17 protein-coding genes are annotated in these 20,867 nt (G+C 60.1%); 3 read left to right on the forward strand and 14 right to left on the reverse strand.

Annotated elements, in window-relative coordinates:
* Positions 1-117: 117 nt before the first annotated feature.
* A complete protein-coding gene (locus DKK67_RS07500) occupies positions 118-2,823 on the forward strand; it encodes a LuxR C-terminal-related transcriptional regulator (RefSeq protein WP_111495763.1) in 2,706 nt (901 codons plus the stop codon).
* Positions 2,824-2,861: 38 nt separating this feature from the next.
* Here DKK67_RS07500 and DKK67_RS07505 read toward each other — a convergent pair whose 3' ends face one another.
* The 14 genes from DKK67_RS07505 to pilB form a co-directional block, all read right to left on the reverse strand.
* Positions 2,862-3,797, reverse strand: a complete 936-nt coding sequence (locus tag DKK67_RS07505; RefSeq protein ID WP_111495764.1) for an acyltransferase — start codon at positions 3,795-3,797, stop codon at positions 2,862-2,864.
* A 26-nt stretch (positions 3,798-3,823) separates the two neighbouring features.
* Complete coding sequence (locus DKK67_RS07510; RefSeq protein ID WP_111495765.1) at positions 3,824-4,237, reverse strand: YkvA family protein; 414 nt, start codon at positions 4,235-4,237, stop codon at positions 3,824-3,826.
* A gap of 2 nt (positions 4,238-4,239) precedes the next feature.
* Complete coding sequence (locus DKK67_RS07515) at positions 4,240-5,148, reverse strand: glucosaminidase domain-containing protein (RefSeq protein ID WP_111495766.1); 909 nt, start codon at positions 5,146-5,148, stop codon at positions 4,240-4,242.
* 125 nt (positions 5,149-5,273) lie between these two features.
* Complete coding sequence (locus DKK67_RS07520) at positions 5,274-7,481, reverse strand: hypothetical protein (protein WP_162628777.1); 2,208 nt, start codon at positions 7,479-7,481, stop codon at positions 5,274-5,276.
* 203 nt (positions 7,482-7,684) lie between these two features.
* A complete protein-coding gene (locus DKK67_RS07525) occupies positions 7,685-8,248 on the reverse strand; it encodes a YfaZ family outer membrane protein (RefSeq protein WP_111495768.1) in 564 nt (187 codons plus the stop codon).
* Positions 8,249-8,519: 271 nt separating this feature from the next.
* Positions 8,520-8,717 carry a DNA gyrase inhibitor YacG gene (gene yacG, locus DKK67_RS07530; protein WP_111495769.1) on the reverse strand — a complete coding sequence of 66 codons (198 nt, stop codon included), beginning with the start codon at positions 8,715-8,717 and terminating at the stop codon, positions 8,520-8,522.
* 86 nt (positions 8,718-8,803) lie between these two features.
* Positions 8,804-11,152: a hybrid sensor histidine kinase/response regulator gene (locus tag DKK67_RS07535; RefSeq protein ID WP_322873905.1), complete on the reverse strand. Its 2,349-nt coding sequence runs from the start codon at positions 11,150-11,152 to the stop codon at positions 8,804-8,806.
* A gap of 148 nt (positions 11,153-11,300) precedes the next feature.
* A complete protein-coding gene (tsaA, locus tag DKK67_RS07540) occupies positions 11,301-12,041 on the reverse strand; it encodes a tRNA (N6-threonylcarbamoyladenosine(37)-N6)-methyltransferase TrmO (RefSeq protein ID WP_111495770.1) in 741 nt (246 codons plus the stop codon).
* Positions 12,038-13,036, reverse strand: coding sequence for a hypothetical protein (locus DKK67_RS07545; protein ID WP_228160534.1), 999 nt, complete (start codon positions 13,034-13,036; stop codon positions 12,038-12,040). The genes tsaA and DKK67_RS07545 overlap by 4 nt, the downstream gene beginning before the upstream one ends.
* A gap of 61 nt (positions 13,037-13,097) precedes the next feature.
* The gene (locus tag DKK67_RS07550) at positions 13,098-13,559 is read right to left on the reverse strand and encodes an HIT family protein (RefSeq protein ID WP_111495771.1); all 462 of its coding nucleotides are present in this window, start codon (positions 13,557-13,559) and stop codon (positions 13,098-13,100) included.
* A 22-nt stretch (positions 13,560-13,581) separates the two neighbouring features.
* The gene (gene coaE, locus DKK67_RS07555; RefSeq protein WP_111495772.1) at positions 13,582-14,196 is read right to left on the reverse strand and encodes a dephospho-CoA kinase; all 615 of its coding nucleotides are present in this window, start codon (positions 14,194-14,196) and stop codon (positions 13,582-13,584) included.
* 8 nt (positions 14,197-14,204) lie between these two features.
* Positions 14,205-15,080 (reverse strand): prepilin peptidase, encoded by an 876-nt coding sequence (locus DKK67_RS07560; protein ID WP_111495773.1) that lies wholly within the window; start codon positions 15,078-15,080, stop codon positions 14,205-14,207.
* An 81-nt stretch (positions 15,081-15,161) separates the two neighbouring features.
* Complete coding sequence (locus DKK67_RS07565; protein WP_111495774.1) at positions 15,162-16,382, reverse strand: type II secretion system F family protein; 1,221 nt, start codon at positions 16,380-16,382, stop codon at positions 15,162-15,164.
* Between the two features lie 2 nt (positions 16,383-16,384).
* A complete protein-coding gene (pilB, locus tag DKK67_RS07570; protein WP_111495775.1) occupies positions 16,385-18,100 on the reverse strand; it encodes a type IV-A pilus assembly ATPase PilB in 1,716 nt (571 codons plus the stop codon).
* 344 nt (positions 18,101-18,444) lie between these two features.
* Here pilB and DKK67_RS07575 point away from each other — a divergent pair, with 344 nt between their 5' ends.
* Together DKK67_RS07575 and DKK67_RS07580 are read left to right on the forward strand one after the other, a co-directional pair.
* A complete protein-coding gene (locus DKK67_RS07575; protein WP_111495776.1) occupies positions 18,445-18,903 on the forward strand; it encodes a pilin in 459 nt (152 codons plus the stop codon).
* Positions 18,904-19,039: 136 nt separating this feature from the next.
* Positions 19,040-20,863, forward strand: a complete 1,824-nt coding sequence (locus DKK67_RS07580) for a PglL family O-oligosaccharyltransferase (RefSeq protein ID WP_162628778.1) — start codon at positions 19,040-19,042, stop codon at positions 20,861-20,863.
* The last annotated feature ends 4 nt before the right edge of the window (positions 20,864-20,867 follow it).

Raw genomic sequence — 20,867 nt, forward strand, 5'->3', positions numbered from 1 at the left:
ATAATAAAAAGGTTCGACAAAACAAAAAGATTCGCCATAACAAGAAAAACGGAGGGCGAAAGCAACACCACATTTGTGCGGTTGGCCTGGATCGCGCAGCATTAATTGGGGCAGACAGTGAAGAGCATTCAAGACGTACCCGCGGCGAATGACGATTTCGCCGGGCAGGCCCGTGCCGTTCCTCCCGGTGACCTGATCTGGGATCTCCTCAGCCACCGTATTCGAATGCCGGTCGCTCCGGACCGTTGCATCGCCCGTCCAGCGCTGCAGGCGCGTGTCGCCGCAGCCGTCGCGCCGGGGCGGGTGCTGCTGGTGGAAGCGCCGGCCGGATTTGGCAAGACCCAAGCCGTCCGTGCCGCGTTGGCTGAAGCCTTCGAGTCGGCGGCCTGGGTGAGCCTGGAATCGCGGGACAATGATCCCGCCCGCCTCCTGGCGCTCCTGGCACTGGCGCTGGGGCAGGACCAGCGCCTGGACCGCACCGCGTTTCACGAAGGCGATTTCCCCGATCGCCTGTCCTATCTTTGTCAGCTCTACGCCAAACAGCGTCGGCAGTCGCCGGCGAGCGTGCCCGATTGTGTTGTGCTGGACAACGTTCACTGGCTAAGCCATCCGGCGGCCCTGGACATGGTCGAGCAACTGGTGGCGGAGTTGCCGGAAGGGCTGTCCCTGGCGCTGCTGTCCCGCGAGCAGGTCCCGTTTTCCACCCATGCCTCGACCCTGAACGGCCAGATGGTCCGGCTGGGCATGGACGCCTTGTCCCTGTCCCTGCCAGAAACCCTGACTCTGTATGAGGCCGAGCTGGCGGTCGGACGAGTCTCCAAGGCCGCCGTCGAACACCTGCATCATCTCTCCGAGGGGTGGCTTACCCCGCTGCAGCTCTATCGGCTGGAGCTTGACGACGACGGGCCGACGCCGCGCACCATCCTGGAAAGCCCGGCGGTGGCCCGTTTTTTCAAGGACGGGCTGATGGCGCGTTTCACGCTGGAGGCGCAGACGCTGTTGGTCCAGATGGCCGAGCCGGAGCTGGTGAGCGACGCCCTGTTCGATGCCGTCAAGGACGGCCCCGGCGAGCTGGATCTGCTGCCCTCGGTGGCGTGCCAGAAAGGGCTGCCGGTGTGGCCGGTGGCGGGCAAGGCACGCTGGTATCGGTTCAATCCGCTGTTCCGGGACTGGCTACTGGGCAAGGAGCTCTGCGGACGCAGCGGGCGGGCGGTGCGCGCCAGCCGCTGGTTCGAGGCCCGGGGCGACCTCTGCGAAGCGCTGACCCACGCCCTGCGAGGGCAGGACGCCGACCGCGCCCTGGAGATCGCCGCATCCGGCTCCGAAGCCTTGCTGGTGGGGCAGGACACCGGGGCGTTGCTGAACTGGCGCCGCTACCTGCCGATGCACCTGGTGGAAAAGAGCCCGCGACTGCGCCTGGTCTACGGCTGGGTACACGCCATTGGTGGCCAGTTTGCCCACGCTGAAAAGCTGATTGGTGCGCTCGATCCGGAAGACCGGGCCGCGCTCCGGGGGCGTCTGGCGACCCTGCAGGGCTTTATCCTGCGGGGACGGGGAGTGATCGAACCGGCCCTGGACGCCGTCGACGAAGCGGTGGCGGACCCCGAGCTGTCCGACCATGCCCGCATGATGGCCCTGTGGATCCGATCCAGCGCGCTCTGTGCCGACCAGCGTTACACCGAGGCCCGTGATGCCAACCGCGAAGCGGCGCGGCTGGCGCGGGAATCCGGCGATGCCGGTTGCGAGATCCTGGCGGTTTACGACCATGCCCGGATCGAGCTGGGCCGCGGTCACATCAAGCGCGCCGAAACCCTGATCCGGCGCGGTATCGATGTGGCCCTGAGTGTTCCCTACCAGCCGCCTCGGGTCGGCGAAAGCCGGTTGCAGCTCAGCCTGGCGCTGGTGCTCTGGCACCAGGGGCGTTTCGATGAAGCCGAGGCCTGCCTGGTTCGCTCCGCGCGACAGGCCGAACAGTGTCGTGATCTGGGCGTCCTGCTGAACATGGGCTTGCGGGCATTGATCGCAAAATCCCGGGGCGAACTGGAACAGGCCTTTGGCTGGATCGGTCAGGCCGAGCGGACCATGCAGCTCTGGCAGGTGGACGACGTGGTCTATCGGCCGGTGCTGGACGCCCTGCAGGTGTCCTGCTGGCTGCACACGGACCAGTGCGATCACATCGGTGAACTTCTGGAGCGGCGCGATGCCCAGGGCGATGCGCCTCTGGTGCCCGAGCTGTTCTCCATGCTGCCGGGCCTGCTGGAAACCCTGCGGATCCGTCACGATATTGCCGCCAGCCGTCTCGAGGTGGCCCAGGCCAAGCTGGACCGTTACCAGCAGGCGGGTCGGGAAACCGAACGCCCCCTGGGGCATCTGATTTACGGCAAGATCCTGCAGAGCCTGATCCATGATCGGGCCGGCAAACCCGACCGGGCTCTGGTGTCCCTGCGCGAGGCGTTGCAGGAGGCGGCGCCCGAGGATTACATCAGCCCGTTCGTGGAAGTGGAGCGGCCCCTGCGGGAGCTGCTGCCCAAGGTGTTGGCTTCGTCCGGTGACAGCCCGTTCCACGATGCCCTGCGCGGGTATTTCCGCGTGGAAAAAAGGCCGAATGCAGGTTCCGGCGAGGAGCTTCAGGAGCCGATCAGCGAGCGCGAACGAGGCGTTCTGGAGCTGATCGCCATCGGGCTCTCCAACCAGGACATCGCCGACCGGCTGCATATTTCCCTGCATACCGTGAAGACCCACGCCCGCCGGATTAACGCCAAGCTGGGCGTGCGCTCGCGCACCCAGGCGATAGTCCGCGCTCGCGAGCTGGGCGTTCTGTAACGGTTAGCCGGGCGCTCGCAACGATCAGCCGACGCCCATCAGGCCGGCATGGGCGTATCGTCGCGGTGGGGCGTGGACTGGCCGGCGTTGACGAGTTCGTCGATCTGCCGGTCCTTGGCCAGCCAGAGGTCGTCCACCCAGGCCTGGAATGCACGCTTCAGGGCTTCGTCGTTGGCATAGTTCATACCGCGGAAATGGGGCGGGATGTCGATGGTGCGCACCCGGATCACCACCCGCCTGATACGGCCGCAAAGGTAGTCCCAGAAGCCATGCTGCTGGTCCGGGTAAACGATCGTGACGTCCAGCAGGGTGTGCAGCATTTCACCCATGGCGCCAAGCACAAACGCCGTGCCGCCCGCACGGGGCTTGAGCAGGTGGCGGTAGGGCGAGTTCTGGGCCGCGTGTTTGGCCGGCGTGAATCGGGTGCCTTCCATGAAATTGAACACCGTGACCGGCGTGTAGCGGAACTTCTCACAGGCCGCGCGAGTGGTTTCCAGATCCTTGCCCTTCAGCGAGGGATTGCGTGCGACCTGCTCCTTGCTGTAGCGACGCATGAACGGAAAATCCAGCGCCCACCAGGCAACGCCCAGTAATGGCACCCAGATCAGTTCCTTCTTCAGGAAGAACTTGAGCAGCGGAATACGGTCGTTCAGCACATACTGGATGATCGGGATGTCCGCCCAGGACTGGTGGTTACAGGTGACGAAATACCAGTTGTCCCGGGACAGGTTCTCCACTCCTTCCACCTGCCATTCGATGCGATGGAAAACGTCGGCCAGGCGGTTGTTGAAGCCGATCCAGATATAGGCGATCCAGTTCAGGATCACTGTGCAGACGGTGCGTACCGGCTTCACCGGGATGATCAGTTTGACGACGGCCACGAACAGGAGAAACGGGATCAGGACCAGGGTGTCTGCAAGAATCAAGAGCGCGGCAAGGACGCCCTTGAGGGTTGCAGGCAGGAAATTCAGCATGGTGGGTTCTCGTTATTGGTGCGCGTTCAGCGCGGGTTGTCTGCGGTGTTGGCTGGATAGGCTTGAGAAGGGGCGTTGTCGCCGTCGCCGAACAGCCGTTGCGTCGTGGCGCGGGCCTGGCGGCGGATATCCGGGGTGACGTGGACGCCGAGCATGGCCAGCGCGGCCAGCATCACGGACACGTCGTCAGTGTAGCCGAGCACCGGTGTCAGGTCGGGAACGGCGTCGATCAGGCTGATGAAGTAGCCCAGGCTGCCGGAGATGACCGCCTTGCACCAGGTCGGCGTGCCCGGCGAACGCAGGGTGTAGAACAGGGTCAGGCCCAGCTCGATGGGCCGGCGTCCCAGCGCCGCGGTGCGCCGGCGGAGTGTCTGCTGGAAGTCGCTGTCGGAGTAGTGTCGGGACCACCGCGACAGCTCTTCACGCCCGGGTAGTTTCACGATCAACCCTCTTTTCTGGCGATACCACTGGTTTCGAAGCGGCTCTCCTCGCCGGTGGCCAGTTGCATCAGTGCGGGAATGCCGGTGTCCTTGCCGATCAGTTCACGGAACTCACGGTCATAGTATCCAAGGTTGTTGTGTCGAATCATAGCCTGGATTTCCTTGACGTAGGCGGCGCCGCGCTCGGAATAGCCGATCAGGCCCCGGGCGAGTTCGTTGCCGTCCGGGAAGCGGCCTTCCTCGCGCGCCAGCTCGCGCTCGTTGCGCACCGCGCGATAGGTGTCGTGACGGTTGATGTTGGTGATGTAGGCCCGAATCGACGCATAGGGCGATTCGAAGGCGGCAACCTCATGACTGGCGCCGTCGGCGCGGGCGAGCGGGACCAGTCCGCAGCCCTTGGAGAAGCACCACTGACCGAACAGGTTATTGCCTTCACGGGCGAAGCGTGAGGTTCCCCAGGCCGATTCGTTGGCCGCCTGGGCCATGACCAGCGACGGCGGCAGCACATCCAGGCGGCGCTTGAGCATCTCGAACTGCTCGGCGGATCCGGTCTCGGCGTCGACACGCAGACGGTCGGCCTGACGTTCGAGCCACTGGGTTTCCGGCTCGTCGAGCGTTTCGAGCGTGGCGGCATAATCCAGCTTGTCGCGCAGCATCAGGATGCGGGTGTTGGCCAGCACGATGCGTGGGTACAGGTATGAAAAGAAGGCCGCCTTCTTTTCAGCGGTGTCCTGGTAGCCGGTGAAGTCCGGCAGCGGCGTGTGGGCCCAGTCCGGCAGCTCGGGCAAGGCGTCCAGGGTAATATCCGCGGTGTCGTCTTCCTGGGCGTTGTCCGGGATGTGCAGGGCTCCACCTGCGAAGGCCAGGGCCAGGCCGAACAGCATGGCGGTCAGTTGGGTACCTGCCAGCATCGTTTCCTCCATTTACAGCTGTATGACGCCAATTGTAACAGGTTACGACATTGCGCCTGTTTAGATCGGTAACTGGCGTAATTTCGGAGGTTTGTGGATGTCCGGCAGTGGCTTTCAGAATCGCTTCAGCCGTCGTTTCGGGCGCCGAGCAACAGGCCCAGGAACGCCTCGCCGCCGGGCAGCGTCCGGCGCAGACGCAGCACCAGGAACTCCCGGTCGCTGGAGATGAAGCCGTCGAGGACGAGGCTGCCATCGCCACTGCTGAAGGTGAGCCGATCGGCGCTGGCCGTGTAGGTCAGTGGCATATTCCCGGCCTCGAGCCGCGTCGGTGGCTGCAGCTGCGCGGAGCTGATGGTCTCGCTGATCTGGAATCCGTCCAGCACCACGACCGCTTCCGCGTCGGCGACGCTGGTGATGGACAGCACGCCGTCGTCGATATGGTGCAGGAACTGGGCATCGCCGCCCAGCCCCACGAGCGTGCCGTTGAGGCGGTAGCTGGCTTCGGCCGGGCCGCCGCTGCCGGGTTCCAGTGCCAGCAGCAGTCCTTCGCCATGGGTGGGGTTGTCCAGGTTGAAGGCGAGCAGGCTGGCCTGCGGGTTGCTCGCGCCCAGCCCCTCCTGGTTGCGGATGCTGCCGGAGATGCCGTCGTACAGCAGGGCCAGACGACCGTTGTAGACGTCGCCGGCGCTGAGCTGGGATTCGATCCGGCCCACGTGGGCGGTGTCCGAACGGTCGGGGGCGGACATGCCGACCGCGCCGCTGGCATCCCGATGCAGGCTTCGCGCGTCCGCGGCCTGGGTGTAGTCGCCCGGCCCGGTCCCGCTCCAGGTGCCGACCAGCGACTCGACGCGGAAGGGCTGGGTCGCGTCTCCCAGCTCGGCGGAAAAGCTGACGACGTTGTAGTCGTCCTTGAGGGTTGCGACATCGAATGCCTCGCTCTGGGCCAGACTGATGTCAAAGGCGGACAGGTAGTAAGCCTCCAGCGTATCCAGTCGCTGGTAATCCTCGCCGTCCGTTTCCAGCTCGATGGCCTTGCCGCCGGAGAAACGGGCGGACAGCAGGCTGTCGGGGTAGTCATCGGACAACAGGATATGAGCATCGAGGAAGAAGGGATTGCGGGTCCAGCCCACGGGCATGGTGCTGTTCCTGTCGGTGATGCTCTGGTATAGCGACTGGCCGGCGAGTAACCGGTCCCGGTCAACGATGCTGGCGGCGCTGGGTGAGGTGGCGTGGCTGTTGATGCCCCAGAAAGAGCGGCCGCGGGCGTCGAAGTCGCCATCGCCAAAGCGGGTCACTGTGCTGCGCTCATAGGGCACGTCGCCGGCCATGGAGGTGACATTGATGTCGAAGACGGCGAGGGAAGACAGGCTCAGTGCCGGATAGATGTAGGCGACGCCGCCGTTCTCGATGCGTTCTTCGTAGGCGCGTTGGGTGGCCCACTGGGCGGCCGGCGTGTCGGAGAAACGGCTGCTGCGCCCCAGCTCAAGGCCGAAATAGACGCTGTTCATGGTCACCGAATCGGCGGAGATAGCGCTGGTGGACGTTGGGGCGACCTGGGCCAGTCCAGCCATGTCAGTTACGTAGCCGGCGAAGTCGGCGCGGCTGTGGAGCTGCGCCAGAGCGCCTTCCAGGTCGGTGCCGTCCGGAATATCGATTTCGAAGTCCTGCACCTGGTCGGCCAGGGTCGACCACACGAACTTGTTGATGCACAGGCCGTCGCTGTCGGTGGATTCGACGCAGTCCATGACGGTTGCGAACTCGGTCGCGTTGTAACCTCCCAACCCGTGGCGCACCAGATACTCTGAGAACGGATTGACCTTCACATCCCGGTCCCGGTCGGTGGCAAAGGCCCGCAGGGTGGTGCCACCGTATTCCGCTTCGATGAGCACGTCCGGGCCGACCGGCTGGCCGTCGGTAAAGGCGATGACGGTGAAGCCGTCGTCATCCTGGCGGGTGCGGGTGTCGGTGGAGCTGAGCGGATTCAGGGTGTGGTCAGTGCGGTAGACGCGCACCTGGTCCGGCTGCACCAGGCGCAGGTTGCGTCGGGACCGGGGCGCCGAGGGCGCGAGCAGTGAGGGCACCTCCAGCGTAATGCGCACCTCGTTTTTGGCCAGGCCGTTGGCGTTGTTGCTGTCGCCGGTGCTGGATTCGGAAAAACCATCGGCGGGGTTTTTGTTGCCGGGGAAGCTGTTGGGTCGCTGGCTGGCTTCATCAACGGCGTCGTCACCTCCACCACCGCAGGCCGTCATGAGCAGTGCCGGGGTCAGAGTCAGACACGTCGTCAGGAGCAGGCGGGTCAACGCCCGCTTACGAAACCGGATAGAGGAGGGCATGTGGTGATTGTTTCCCTGTTGTTTTTACAAAGGGTAACAATCGCGAGCGGTGGAAAAAGTGAGGGAGGGCACGGAATGCAAACCGGGGCCTCTGGAGGCCCCGGCCGATGCTGGAAATCGGTGCTGGACATGATGACTGAACAGGGTTGCTGGACAGCGTTACTGAACAGATAGCCCGCAGGCCGATTGCACCGTACGCGCGATCAGAAGTAGAGCTTCATGCCGGCCATGATGCCTTCGTCCAGGTTGATATCGCCGTGGGAATCCAGATCGGTGTTGAGGTAGCGGTAGCCGCCGAAGACCTCGGCGTTACGGATGACGCGGTAGCTGACGCGCGCCTCGACGCTGGTCATGTCATCCGAGTCGCCGAAAGACAGAATGCTGGGAGCGTAATGAAGTGCGCCATTGACCGACAGTCCGGGTACGCGGGGGATGTTCATGGTAGCGAAGCCGCCGATGCCGACAGCGCCGCCGTCCAGGTCATCGTCGTCCCAGCCAATGCCCTTGAAGCCGATACCGGCGGTTGTGGGCAGGTTGCCAACGGCGGTGCGGCCCTGCGCGTGCACGTCCAGGTTGACGATGTGACGGCTGCCGTCGTGGTAGGTGTAACCGGCACCGGCCTGCAGGTCGGCGGTGTTCGGCATGAAGTTGATCTGGCCCTTGGCGGAATCGTTGGTCAGGCTGAGGTCGAAATCCGCGGCCATCGCAGGTGTTGCTGCGGCGGCGGCCAGGGTGAATGCCATAGCTGAAAGGCGGCTGTATTTCATGGATGTGTCCTTATCGTTCGTTCTTGATGGTTCTTTGATAGATGGTTCTTTGGTAGATAGCTTTTGTGTCGATGGCTCGTCAGCAAATAGCTCGACGCCATTGTCTTTTCTGTTGGATCGTTAATCGTTTCTTCCGATGAAACCTGCGGCTCATGCTAGCGGTGGGCTATGGGCCGCTCAACTTAAAGCTCGGTTACAGTCTGGTCATTTGCCGCGAGTCACCGATAGCGCTCAGGCCGTTTGTACTCCCGCAGAACAAACGCCCGAACGATCAGTGCTTCAGCAGATCGGTATCGTCCTCATCGTCCGGCAGGTCATCGGGATGGGCGTCTTCGGCGGGGATGCGATAATCTTCATTCGCCCAGGCGCCCAGATCAATCAGTTTGCAGCGTTCGCAGCAGAAGGGACGGTAGGGATTCTTGGTATCCCACTCCGCCTCAGTCTTGCAGGTTGGACAGGTTACAAGCATGGATGGTTCATTACCGGTTGGCGATCAATGGCTTCGTGATGGCTGGTCAAGGAGTAACCGTACCATCGAGCGTCATGTTAACCGGCTCAGACGTCGATTGCACTCCGGCAGAATTGCTCCAGCACCGCCCGGAGCATCTCCATGTTGACCGGTTTGGCGACAAAGGCGTCCATGCCAGCGCGGCGGCACTTCTCTTCGTCCTTCTCCATGGCGCTGGCGGTCAGCGCCACCACCGGAACGGCCGGCTGGTTCAGCTCCTTTTCGCGCTGTCGCAGGCGACGGGTGGCTTCGAAACCGTCCACCCGGGGCATGACGCAGTCCATGAAAATCATGTCGAACTGGTGCCACTGGATCAGCCCCAAGGCCGCTTCGCCGTCATTGGCGGTGGTTACCTCGCAGCCGAGCTTTTCCAGAAGGCGCCGGGTCAGGGTGCGGTTGACCGGGTTGTCCTCCACCAGCAGCACTCGCATCCGGTGGCTGGGCAGTGGTTCGCGGTCGCGCTGCTCGGGGCCGGGTTGCAGGGAGAATCGGGTGAGGAAGGTGCGCTCGCGGTTGGCGCGGTCGGAAAACAGTTGGTGCAGGATGGGCGTCAGGCAGGATTCACGCAGGGACTTGCTGAGGAAGCCGTCGGCGCCGGCCTGTCGAAAATGTTCGGCATCGCCACGCTGGGGGTTGGACGACAGCACCAGGATGCGCACGTCCTTCCACTCGGGATTCTCCCGCACCTGCTGGCACAGCAGATCGCTGTCCATGTCCGGCACGAAGCCGTCGAGGATGATGGCATCGAAAGGCGCGCCACTCTCACTGCTTTGACGCAGCGCCAGGATCGCTTCTGCGGCGGAGCGTACCGCCTCGATGTCCACGTCGTGCCGCGACAGCATTTCCAGCGTGATTTTGCGAGACAGGGCGTAGGAATCCACCACCAGCAGGCGCTTGCCGCTGATCATGCGTGAATCCGGGCGGACCCGGGCGGTGGCGTCCGGCGCGACGGCGAGGTTGAGCTCGATCCAGAACGTGGAGCCTTCGCTGGGGCGGCTCTCAACATCGAGCCGGCCGCCCATCAGGTTCACCAGTTGGCGGCAGATGGTCAAACCCAGGCCGGCGCCGGGAAGCTGGCGGCGGAAGCGTTGACCGAGCTGCACGTAAGGCTCGTAGACCAGCGGCAGGTCTTCGGAGTGGATGCCTACGCCGGTGTCTTCCACGGCCACTCGCAGCTGGACCTGGTGATTGCGGTAGCCGAGCACTTCGACACTGATCAGCACATGGCCGGAGTCGGTGAACTTGATGGCGTTGGAGGCCAGGTTCAGCAGCACCTGGCGCAGCCGGATGGGGTCGCCGCGCAGGGCCGAGGGCAGGTTCTCGTCCACCCGAAGCTCCAGTGCCAGCCCCTTCTCGCGGGCGCGGTCGCCCAGCATGATCACCACGTCGTTGAGGGTATCGCGCGGGTCGAAGGGAATGTCCTCCAGCACCATCTTGCCCGCTTCCATGCTGGAGATGTCGAGCAGGTCGTTGATGATGGCGGACAGGCTTTCCGCGGAGCTTTGCAGCGTGCGTACAAAATCACGCTGTTCGTTATCCAGTTCGGTGTCGTCCAGCAGGCTGGCGTAACCCAGCACCGATTGCAGCGGTGTTCTGAGTTCGTGGCTGACGTTGGCCAGGAACAGGTTCTTGGCGTGGTTCGCGCGCACCGCTTCGTCGCGTTCGTCCCGGGAGCGCAGGTTGGATTGGCGCAGGTCCCGGGCCTCTTCCAGCAACTGGTTGCGCATCACATTGAGGGCGTGTTCCACCTCGCTCAGTTCGTCGGGGCGGCGGGGCGGTTTGCGGCGCAGTTTAAGCGGGGCGATCAGGGCGTCGAAATTGAGGCGCTTGATATAGTCGGCGATGGCTTCCATGTGCCGGGTCAGGGTCAGGCGCATGATCACCAGCAGGCCCAGGGTGCCGAGCATGACGATCAGGGTCTGGAATAGCAGCAGGAGCAGGCCACGGCCGACCACGTCGTTGTAGACCGTTTGCAGGGAGGAGGCGATGGTCAGCGTTCCCAGGACCTGACCGGCTCGTTCGCCGGAGGCCAGCTTGATCTGGAAGTGCTGTTCGAGGCGTTCGTCATCGACCGGAGTGCCGACGCGGAACACGTCGCCGGTCTCGGACCGGACTTCGGCGTACTGCATCGACGGAAACGCCATCAGGCCGTCAAGACTGGTTCTCACCGCTTCGAAATCGAGCATCCAGAGGTTGCTGCTCAGGACCGGGATCAGCATCTCGGCGGCCCGGTTCTGGACTTCCTTCAGGTCACTCTTGCGGCGCTCGAATTCGCCGGCCATTTGAGCTCCGGTAGCGCCCAGTGACAGCAGGAAACTGAATGTCAGAACATAAACCAGCAACCGGGCCGCCAATGGCCGAATGCCAAGTTTCTTGAGGGATAGTTTCAATGCCACGCTACCGGTTCCCTGGTCGAGTGCTGCGACTACGGCAATTCCTGGTTCGAATCTGCAGGCAAGTATCGTTCCAAAACCTTGATCGATCCCGGAAATCGCGGTTGCCGAATCACTGAGCCTCCAGTTTCAGCCCCGATTGGCTGGAATCTCAGTCTAGCAGAGTTACCGTCAAAACGGTTACGTGCCCGTCGTCGAAGCGGAAGCGCACATTGTGGTCGTATAGGTGCGCGCCGTACACCCGTTCCTCGATCCGGCCCCGACGAAATGACGGGCGCGGATCGTAGGCCACCACGTCCTCGATCAGGCTGCGGAAATCCGGGTAGCGGTCGCCGTCCAGCGCCTGAAGCTGACGCTCGGCGTCATCCGAGAATATAACCGTCAGCCGCTCGGTGGGCGCGTCCGAGGCCCATTCGATATGGGCGTCGGCCACCACATCGGCAAACGGCAGGTAAGGTTTGATGTCCAGGATGGGCGTGCCTTCGATCAGGTCGTGCTCGCGAATCCTCAGGACGAGGTCGCCCTCCCGGCGCAACAGCCCCTCGTTGCGCACCACGGACAGCCCGAGACTGTTCGGGCGGAACGGCGAGCGGCTGGCAAAGACGCCGATCTTACGATTACCGCCCAGACGCGGAGGGCGGATGGTCGGACGCCATTCGGCACGGACGGCTTCGTGGAACTGGAAGGTCAGCCACAGGTGCGAGCAATTTTCCAGGCCGCGAAAGGCGTCCTCGCGGTTATAGGGCGGCTGGATTACCAGGTCGGCCCAGGCGTGGCGAGTCAGGCCGGGCTGTCGCGGCACGCCGAACTTGTCGCGGAAGCACGAACGGGTGATGGCAACGGGCTCGAGTGTCAGGGCGTCCTGCGCCGGACGGGACGGATGGCGGCTCATCGGATGTTGCCTGCGAAGAACATCTCGATCCGCAGGGTGAGCGAGGTGGTCGCGTCAAAACTGTCGTCGCGGTAGAAATTCACAGCGGGGATGACCTCTCCGTATAACCAGGTGCTGTACAGGCGATAGCGGTACGTAAAGTCGCCGAAATACTCGGTGGTGCGCCAGTCTGGCTGGCTCTCGCCGAGAATGCCGAGGCGCGGGTTGAGTTCGGCCCGGTTGTTGGGCCGTGACACCATACTCAGGATCTGCGAGAACTCAAACTCCCGGTCGGAATGGACCCAGCGCAACTCCGAGGCGCTCAGGAAATTCCACTCGCCGATACGACGCCGGAACCCCAGCCAGGTGCTCTCGCCCCAGCCATCCTGGTGGAAGTAATAGACGCGCTGGTCGATGTTCAGTCGCCACGCCGGCGACAGCTCAAACTCGCCCTTGGCGCGGGCCCGCCAGAAGGCGTCCGGCGGCAGTCGCAGGCGCGCGCCCACGTCGTTGGTGAGGTTGATCATGTCCGTCAGGTCGGTGATGTAGCGCAGCGCGCCGGTGGCCTCGGTGTCGGTCCGTTCGGCATCAGTGAGCTGGCGGTCCCGGTCCCGCTCGGCGAGGGATTTGGTCTCCTCGCTCTCGCTTTCAATGACCAGTCGCAGTTTTTCCTCGACCGTGGGCAGGTCCAGGCGGAACCGGGCCTCCGGCTCGATCTGGGCCAGGTCGCCGGTTTCGGAGCGGGTGGCGAAGCCGATGCGCAGGTAACTTTCGTTGGCGGGCAGGGCATAGGCGTCGCCGGACAAGGTGCGGTCGGCCCAGGCGCCCATGCTTTGTACCTGCACCGAACGGCGCTGATGCTGGCGGATGACCCAGTCGGAGGCATCGATCCACCAGGAGTCGACAAGCGGATAGTTGGTTTCGTCGGGTGAGAAGGTGTAGTAGTCCGCCGGCACCGCGTCCATCGTCAGCGGCGCCGTGTAGGCTTCCTCTTCGCCGTTGGTGGCTGCGCCCACTGATACCGACCCAAAGAGAGCGAAGACGCAGACAAGACCGCAGAGGCCGCGGGGCGGTGGGCTAGTCCGGGGTTCTGCCATCGAGCTCATATCGCAACGCTTTCGCCTGTTGCTCCAGGGTGGTCCGTTTCGCCCTGGCGCCGAACAATCCGGTGACGTGCAGCAGCAACCGGCTGGCCGAACGCAAGCTATCGCCTTTCTTGCGGGGGATGACGTGAATATGGGCGTGCGGAACCGTCTGATTCGCCGCCTCGCCATCGTTGAGCAGGATATGGGTACCGTTCAGCCCCAGGCCCAAACGCCGCTGGCCGCGCAGGATCCGTTGGGCCACGTTGAACAGGTGCTCGGAGGTTTCCGGAGCCAAATCGGTGATCTGAACGGCGTGTTCAACCGGGATGACCAGGACGTGCCCGTCGCCCAGCGGGTGGATGTCCATGAAGGCGAGACAGTGATCGTCTTCATAGACGAGCGCCTTGGGGGCCTTGCCCTGGGCAATCTCGCAGAAAATGCATGCTCGGGTCACGGATGGGCTGTCCTTGTCGCGTTCAGGCCTCAGAAAGCTGCTGGTGGATGCGCACCACCTGACTTTCAGCTTCGTCGAGCGCGCCTGAATTGTCTATGACGAAATCCGCGCGGTCGAGCCGCTCCTGACGATCCATCTGGGCGGCGATGATCCGCTCCACCTGGTCCCGGTCATTTGCGTCCCGGGCCATGGTGCGCTCGATCTGCACGTCGACCGGCACATCGATCACGATGACCCGATCCACCAGCTGGTTCTGGTCGGTTTCCAGCAGCAGCGGGGAGACGAGCAGAACGTAACCCGCCTCATAATCGGCGGGCGGCGCGGCGTCCTCGCTCAACCAGAGCTGGCGCATCAGCTCCTGCCGGATGATCGGGTGCAGCAGCTGCTCAAGCCATTCCCGCTCGGCCGGTTGCTCAAACACGATTTGCCGCAACGCAGCGCGGTCCAGGGCGCCACGGCCGTCGAGAATATCGCGGCCGAAGTGCTCAGCAATGCGATCCAGCGCCGGCTGGCCGGGCTCGACGACCTCCCGGGCGACCGTGTCCGCATCCACCGCGTGGACCCCCCGTGCCTCGAACAACGCTGTGATGCTCGATTTGCCACTGCCGATCCCGCCTGTCAGACCAATAACGCGCATGCGATCTCCTACACGCCCAGAAAGTTGAACCAGAAGCTCTGCAGCTCCGGCCCGAACCACAGCGCGAGCAGGCCGGCAATCGCCAGGTAGGGCCCGAACGGAATCGGTACTTCACGGCCGTGACCCCGGAACACGATCAGGCTGATCCCGATCACGGCGCCAACGACGGACGACAGCAGGATCACGGCCGGCAGCAACTGCCAGCCCAGCCAGGCGCCCAGGGCACCGAGCAGCTTGAAGTCGCCGTGGCCCATGCCTTCCTTGCCGGTCACGATCTTGAACAGCCAGTAGATGGACCAGAGGGACAGGTAGCCGAAGATCGCGCCCCAGAACGCGCTCTGGAAGTCGGTGAGCACGCCGAAATAGTTCAGGATCAGGCCCAGCCAGAGCAGGGGCAGGGTGATGCTGTCCGGCAGCAGTTGGGTGTCGAAGTCGATCACCGTCAGCGCAATCAGCGCCCAGACTAGCACCAGCGCCCAAAGGCTGGCCGGCGTCGCACCCAGCCAGGCCACTGTAAACACGGACAGAACGGCCGTAGCTGCTTCAATCAGCGGGTAGCGAACGGAAATGCCGGACTTGCAGGCGGCACACTTGCCACGCAACAGCAGGTAGCTGATGACCGGAATGTTCTCCCAGGGCTTGATCTCGTGGCCGCAGGAGGGGCAGGTGGAATTGGGCGAGGCGAGGGTGATCTTCCGATCGTCCTTGCGTTTGCCTTCCGGCACCTCCAGGAAATCTTCGCACTGACAGCGCCAGTCCTGCTCCATCATCTTGGGGAGGCGGAGGATGACGACGTTCAGGAAGCTGCCGATGCAGAGGGTTAGGAAGATTAGGATGGGGTAGAGGTATGCGGGGGACTGGATGAGTGTATCAAAGTTCGTCATTGGAGAGCTTGTCTATAGGAGGAAACATAATACGATACAGGAAGACCCCATTGAGCTTTGGGGTCTCTCAGTCATGTCTTTCTAGCCGACGACTTGGCCCATTTGGAAGATGGGAAGATACATCGCAATAATGAGTCCACCGATCAGTACGCCGAGGACCGCCATGATCATTGGCTCCATTAATGCGGTCAGGTTGTCGACCATGTCGTCAACGACGCCCTCATAGTGGTCGGCGACCTTTGATAGCATCTCGTCGAGGTTACCAGATTCCTCCCCAATGGCGGTGAGCTGGACAGCCATAATGGGGAAGACTCCTGTCTGCCGCATGGCAGCCTGCAACTGTGTGCCGCTGGAAACCTCGTCCTTGATGTTTTTGACGGCGTCTCGATAGAGCGCGTTACCGGTTGCTCCGGAGACTGAGTCAAGTGCGTCAACCAACGGAACACCGGAAGCGAATGTCGTTGACAGGACTCGGCCAAATTTGGCCACCGCAGACTTATCAATGATCTCGCCGAGTACCGGGATTTTCAGAACAACTTTGTCAACTGCATCAGAAAACTTTGGCGAGCGCCGTTTGCCCTCTCGAAACGCAAAAAGAACAATCGAAATTGCCAGCAACACAACGAACCACCAGGATTGCATCCACTTGGATAGCTCTACGACCATTTGCGTGAACACCGGAAGGTCGGCGCCAAATCCTTTAAACAGGCTTTCAAATTGAGGTACGACCTTCACGAGCAGTATGGCTGTGACAATTATGGCCACCACGATGACCGCGATAGGGTAGGTCATCGCTTTTTTAACTTTCTTCTTGAGACCTTCTGTTTTCTCAAGGTAAGTCGCTATCCTCTCAAGCATTTGCTCAAGTGCACCGGCTTTTTCACCGGAATCAACCAGATTGCAATACAAATCGTCAAAGTGGCGCGGGTGCTTTCGTAGAGCTGCGGCGAAACTCGTTCCAGACGCCACGTCGTTCCGGATGCTGGCGATCAGCTCTTTCAGGCCCTTATGTTCCATGCCGTCGCCGGCGATATCAAAGCTCTGAACAAGCGGGACACCGGCTTTCATCATGGTTGCCAATTGCCGAGTCAACAATGCGATATCAAACGGAGATATCTTCTTACTGCCTCCGAAGAGCGGCTTAGGTTTCTTTCTAACTTTGTCGGGCATGATGCCCTGTTTGCGAAGCTGGGCTTTCACCAGCGCCTGATTAACTCCCGATACTTCACCCTTGGTCTTGTTGCCCTTGCGGTCCTTGCCTTCCCAAATGTAAGTCGCGAGTTTCTGCGCGTTTTCTGCCATCGTTAATCCTTCGTCACGCGGTTCGCTTCCTCGAGACTGGTTACCCCGTCCATGACCTTCTTGATCGCGGACTGTCTCAAGTTGGCGAAGCCTTCCGCCTGAGCCTGTTTTGCAATCTGAATGGAGCTCGCCTCTTCCATAATCATGTTGGCGAGGTTCTCTGTGACCTTGACGACCTCGTAGATGCCGACGCGGCCCTTATATCCACCATTGCATTTATCACAGCCCTTGGGACGGTACAAAGTAAAGCCTGTATCGATTTGTTGCTCTGTGAAGCCTTCCTTCAAAAGCACGTCCTTGGGGACTTCGACTGGCTCCTTGCAGCTACAGAGACGTCGAGCCAGTCGCTGGGCAATGATCAGGCTGACGGAAGTTGCGATGTTGAACGCCGGTACGCCCATATTCATCATTCGCGTGAGCGTTTCAGGAGCGCTGTTGGTGTGAAGGGTCGACAGAACCAGGTGGCCTGTCTGAGCCGCCTTGATGGCAATGTTAGCGGTCTCGAGATCCCGAATCTCACCCACCATGATGACATCCGGATCCTGGCGCAGGAAAGCGCGTAGCGCTTCGGCAAAGCCCAGGCCCACCTTGTTGTTAACGTTGACCTGGTTTATGCCTTCCAGGTTAATTTCCGCCGGATCTTCAGCGGTAGAGATATTCCGCTCTTGCGTATTGAGAATGTTGAGGCCGGTATATAGGGAGACGGTTTTACCGGACCCGGTCGGACCCGTAACCAGGATCATGCCCTGTGGTTGTTCCAGGGCTTCCATATACATCTGCTTCTGTTCGTCCTCGTAGCCGAGGGCGTCGATCCCCAGCTTGGCGGAGCTGGGGTCAAGAATACGCAAAACGATCTTTTCGCCCCAAAGGGTAGGGAGGGTGTTGACCCGGAAATCGATGGCCTTGGTTTTGGACAGCTTCATCTTGATCCGGCCGTCCTGCGGCACTCGACGCTCCGAGATGTCCAACTGAGCCATGATTTTGACTCGCGCGGCGATTTTTGGGGCCAGCTTGATAGACGGCTTGGACATTTCCTTCAGCACGCCGTCAGTGCGGTAACGCACGCGGTAGGTTTTTTCGTACGGCTCAAAATGGATGTCAGAGGCCCCGCCCCGGATAGCATCGAGCAGAACTTTGTTTACGTACTTGACGATGGGGGCATCATCGACGTCAGACGCGCTTACCGCTCCGTCATCACCGTCGTCATCGCCGCCTTCCACATCAATGTCTTCGAGCTCTGAGTCTTCCAAATCGCCCATCGAGCTTTCGCTCGATTCAAGGTACCGGTCGATCATCTCTCGAAGCTTTGCTTCGTCAGCCAGAACAGCATCGGTGCTCAAGCCAGTGTTGAACTTGATTTCGTCTAGCGCCTGGATGTTAGTGGGGTCCGATACGGCTATGAACAGCCTCTTGCCGCGCTTATAGAGCGGCAGTGCGTTGTGCTTCCGGATGAGCTTTTCGTCAACAATCTTCTCCGGCAGCATTTCGGGGGAGAACGAGGACAGGTCCAAAACTGATACGCCGAACTCCATAGCCGCCGAGTAAGCCAACCCCCGGCTATCTGCCAGATTATTCTGTACCAGATAAGTGATCAGCGGGATTTTGTTGTTTGATGCTTGAATAAAGGCATCGCGAGCTGCTGCCTCTTCGAGGAGGCCATCTTCTACAAAGCGGCGGGCGAGGCCTGTCAGGGTGACGTTGTGATTGTCTGGTGGCATAAAGTTCTGTGTTGTCGAGAAGTTGCTGAGCGTTAATGGAGAGTTAGTTTAGAGTGGCGCTCCTCGTTTGGAAAGTGGGTGTTTGGAGCCAATGTTGGAACTGAGAAGGCATGGGGTGACGCTGCGTGTCACTGCTGGCCCTTTAGTGTCAGTTCGAAGTGTGCCGGCTGGCGCGTTACCGGAAAGATGCTTGCTTTTAAATATCTGATAAATAATAACTTTATTTCTATTTCCGGGGTTGGCATGGACTGTGCTTTCAAATTGGCAGGTTCGCTACGGTTGCGACAAACTCCTGCCGGCGACCGGGTTTACAAGGAAATGAAACGTATAATCGAGGTTTATTGATGAAAAATATCCAAATGAATCATGCGCAGAAGGGCTTTACGCTCATCGAATTGATGATCGTTGTAGCGATCATCGGCATCCTGGCGGCGATTGCTATTCCGCAGTATCAGGACTACATCGCGCGGTCTCAGGTTACTCGTGTCGTTGGTGAGTTGTCTGCCCTGAAAACCTCTGCTGAAGAGCAGTTGATGCGTGGCACGACTCCTTCTGGTGGCGCAGACGCCGTAGGTTTTGCCGGCTCTGATCTGCTGGAGAGCTTCACCCTCAACTTCGATTCCTCTGGTGCTGGAACTATCGGCGGTGAGTTGGGTGGCAACGCCAGTTCTGCGGTTGATGGCGCGACAGTAACTCTCAGTCGTGAGGCTGATGGCACTTGGTCATGTGCTGTTACTACCGGCTCTGTTGGCGGTGGTTGGGATGACTCCTACGCTCCGTCAGGCTGCCCGGTCAGCTCTTAATTTTAGAACGCGTCAGATCCGATGTAGCTCTGGTCTGATAAAGAAAGGCCCGGCTTTTATAGCCGGGCCTTTTTCGTTGAACGGCTCTGAATTATCCGGTTGTTGCTCAGAAGTGGGGTGAGGATTTATGAATGGCTTGAAGACAGAGACCGCTCAGCTCCCTCGGTTGTCGGTAGTTGTGCTATCGTTTCTTATGTTAGTGCCAGCGTTAGGTCTGTTTAGGGTCTGGCCATTATACTCGGCTGTAAGCGGTGGCTTAACATGGCTTTGTGTCGGTTTCCTTTTTGCCATTCCTTTGATAATAAAGCGCGATAAACGCTTTCGCTTCAATGTCGCTGTGTTCTTCTTTCTCTGTTTGATAGTTGCGTTAGCTGCCTCGGTGCTGGTGAATAGTTATACTTATGAGGCTGCTTGGCGGTGGTATCTCGTTGCTTTTATTATTTGTATTTTGGCCCTGGTGGCTGCTAGCGATCTGAAAAAGAGCAATCCAAAGCAATTTCACAATAGTCTAGCCGGGTTTTTGTGGGCGGGTTGTTTTATTTATGGGCTTATAAGTCTTCTGAAATACTACGGAGTCCTTGCGTTACTGTTTTCATGGGCCGAGCCTGTGGGTGGGCGCCTAACTGGTGTCTGGGGGCAGTCAAACCTAACTACGACAATGTGTTGGTTGGGGGTTCTGGCTTCGGCAGTGGCTATGTCCAGTATAAGGCAGAAAGGGTTGTGGCTCGGTAGCACCATGTTATTTGGCTGGGTGTTGGCGTGTTCCGCCTCGCGAATGTCCTGGCTTATGGTGGCGGGGTTGTTCGCATTGATCTTTGTTAGCCGTTTATCGCGTTATCGGGAAGAGGAGACGATATACGCGTGTAAGTTGCTGGCTCGAAGCATTTTTATGATTATTATCATGTTGTTTCTCGTCCCACCATTAAATCAGCTTTTACAGGACCGGTTGGTTTCTTTCGGGTTGCTAGATCAGGGAATGGCTGTTTCTCTGGTCGGCAGGGATGTGTTACATGACAATGCCAGGTTGACGGAGCTAACTAAAGTTATATCGGGGGTGGGGGCGTTTTCCGACTTGCAATGGATGTTTGGGGTCGGGCCCGGGAACTATCCACAGTTTTCCTATCAAGCTGACATGACTTCACCTCCTCAAGGCTTGGTGCCGGGAACATGGCTTCACTCCCATAACATTTTCAGCATGATGCTCGTCGAGTTTGGGCTGTTCGGTTTGATCATCGTGCTTGGGTTTGTGGCGCTCATCGCTCATGTGGCGCTAAAGCAATCGATGACATTGGCTCGATTTTTTTCAATTGGTGGAATTGGTCTTCTCTTTATCCATAGTAATCTGGAATATCCTTTATGGTATTTCTGGTTTTTGGTCTTATTCTGTTTATTGTTGACTAACCTCTTCGAGATTAAAACTGTCGAAGGTGATTCCCGCTGGCTTAAGCCTGTGGTGGGTATCTGCGGGTGCTTAATGGTGATAGTTCTTCTGGTCAATGTGGGGTATCAGTTTTTTCGCATCAGCTCGGTAGCAGTTGAAGTAAATCGTGGGAGTGAGGATTATCAGAAATTATCCTTTTTGGCCAACGACTCTTTAATGGGGCCTTACGCCATACTGCGGAAGTATCGAGATTTTGCACCCGAGAGTGCTAACGTCGATTGGCAGCTGCGGGAAGCTCGGAGGATGAAGCGTTGGCAGCCCAGAGATCTGGTCCTTTTGCGTGAATTTTCATTGCTGGTCCTGGATGAAGAATATCAAGAAGCTTGTGTGGCAGCCGAGCATCTAGCTTACCGTTACCCTCGCTCCGCACCTATTATGCTGAACCATAGTATGTTGGCTGATACTTTTTCACCTGCGCGAATTGCCGGAATTGCAAATTGTATCGAGAAGGGCCTCGCTCCACGGGGTGAGACAATTTTGTCGGTGGAGCAGAAAAATAAAGCTAGGTTGTCCAGATAAATAT

The organism is Marinobacter bohaiensis (assembly GCF_003258515.1).
Classification (GTDB): Bacteria; Pseudomonadota; Gammaproteobacteria; order Pseudomonadales; family Oleiphilaceae; genus Marinobacter_A; species Marinobacter_A bohaiensis.

Coding starts and splice junctions, on each gene's coding strand:
- DKK67_RS07505 (WP_111495764.1), bottom strand. CDS start 3,797: ATGCTGAATTTCCTGCCTGCAACCCTCAAGGGCGTCCTTGCCGCGCTC.
- DKK67_RS07565 (WP_111495774.1), bottom strand. CDS start 16,382: ATGGCAGAAAACGCGCAGAAACTCGCGACTTACATTTGGGAAGGCAAG.
- tsaA (WP_111495770.1), bottom strand. CDS start 12,041: ATGAGCCGCCATCCGTCCCGTCCGGCGCAGGACGCCCTGACACTCGAG.
- DKK67_RS07525 (WP_111495768.1), bottom strand. CDS start 8,248: ATGAAATACAGCCGCCTTTCAGCTATGGCATTCACCCTGGCCGCCGCC.
- yacG (WP_111495769.1), bottom strand. CDS start 8,717: ATGCTTGTAACCTGTCCAACCTGCAAGACTGAGGCGGAGTGGGATACC.
- DKK67_RS07575 (WP_111495776.1), top strand. CDS start 18,445: ATGAAAAATATCCAAATGAATCATGCGCAGAAGGGCTTTACGCTCATC.
- DKK67_RS07560 (WP_111495773.1), bottom strand. CDS start 15,080: ATGACGAACTTTGATACACTCATCCAGTCCCCCGCATACCTCTACCCC.
- DKK67_RS07520 (WP_162628777.1), bottom strand. CDS start 7,481: ATGCCCTCCTCTATCCGGTTTCGTAAGCGGGCGTTGACCCGCCTGCTC.
- DKK67_RS07515 (WP_111495766.1), bottom strand. CDS start 5,148: ATGCTGGCAGGTACCCAACTGACCGCCATGCTGTTCGGCCTGGCCCTG.
- pilB (WP_111495775.1), bottom strand. CDS start 18,100: ATGCCACCAGACAATCACAACGTCACCCTGACAGGCCTCGCCCGCCGC.
- coaE (WP_111495772.1), bottom strand. CDS start 14,196: ATGCGCGTTATTGGTCTGACAGGCGGGATCGGCAGTGGCAAATCGAGC.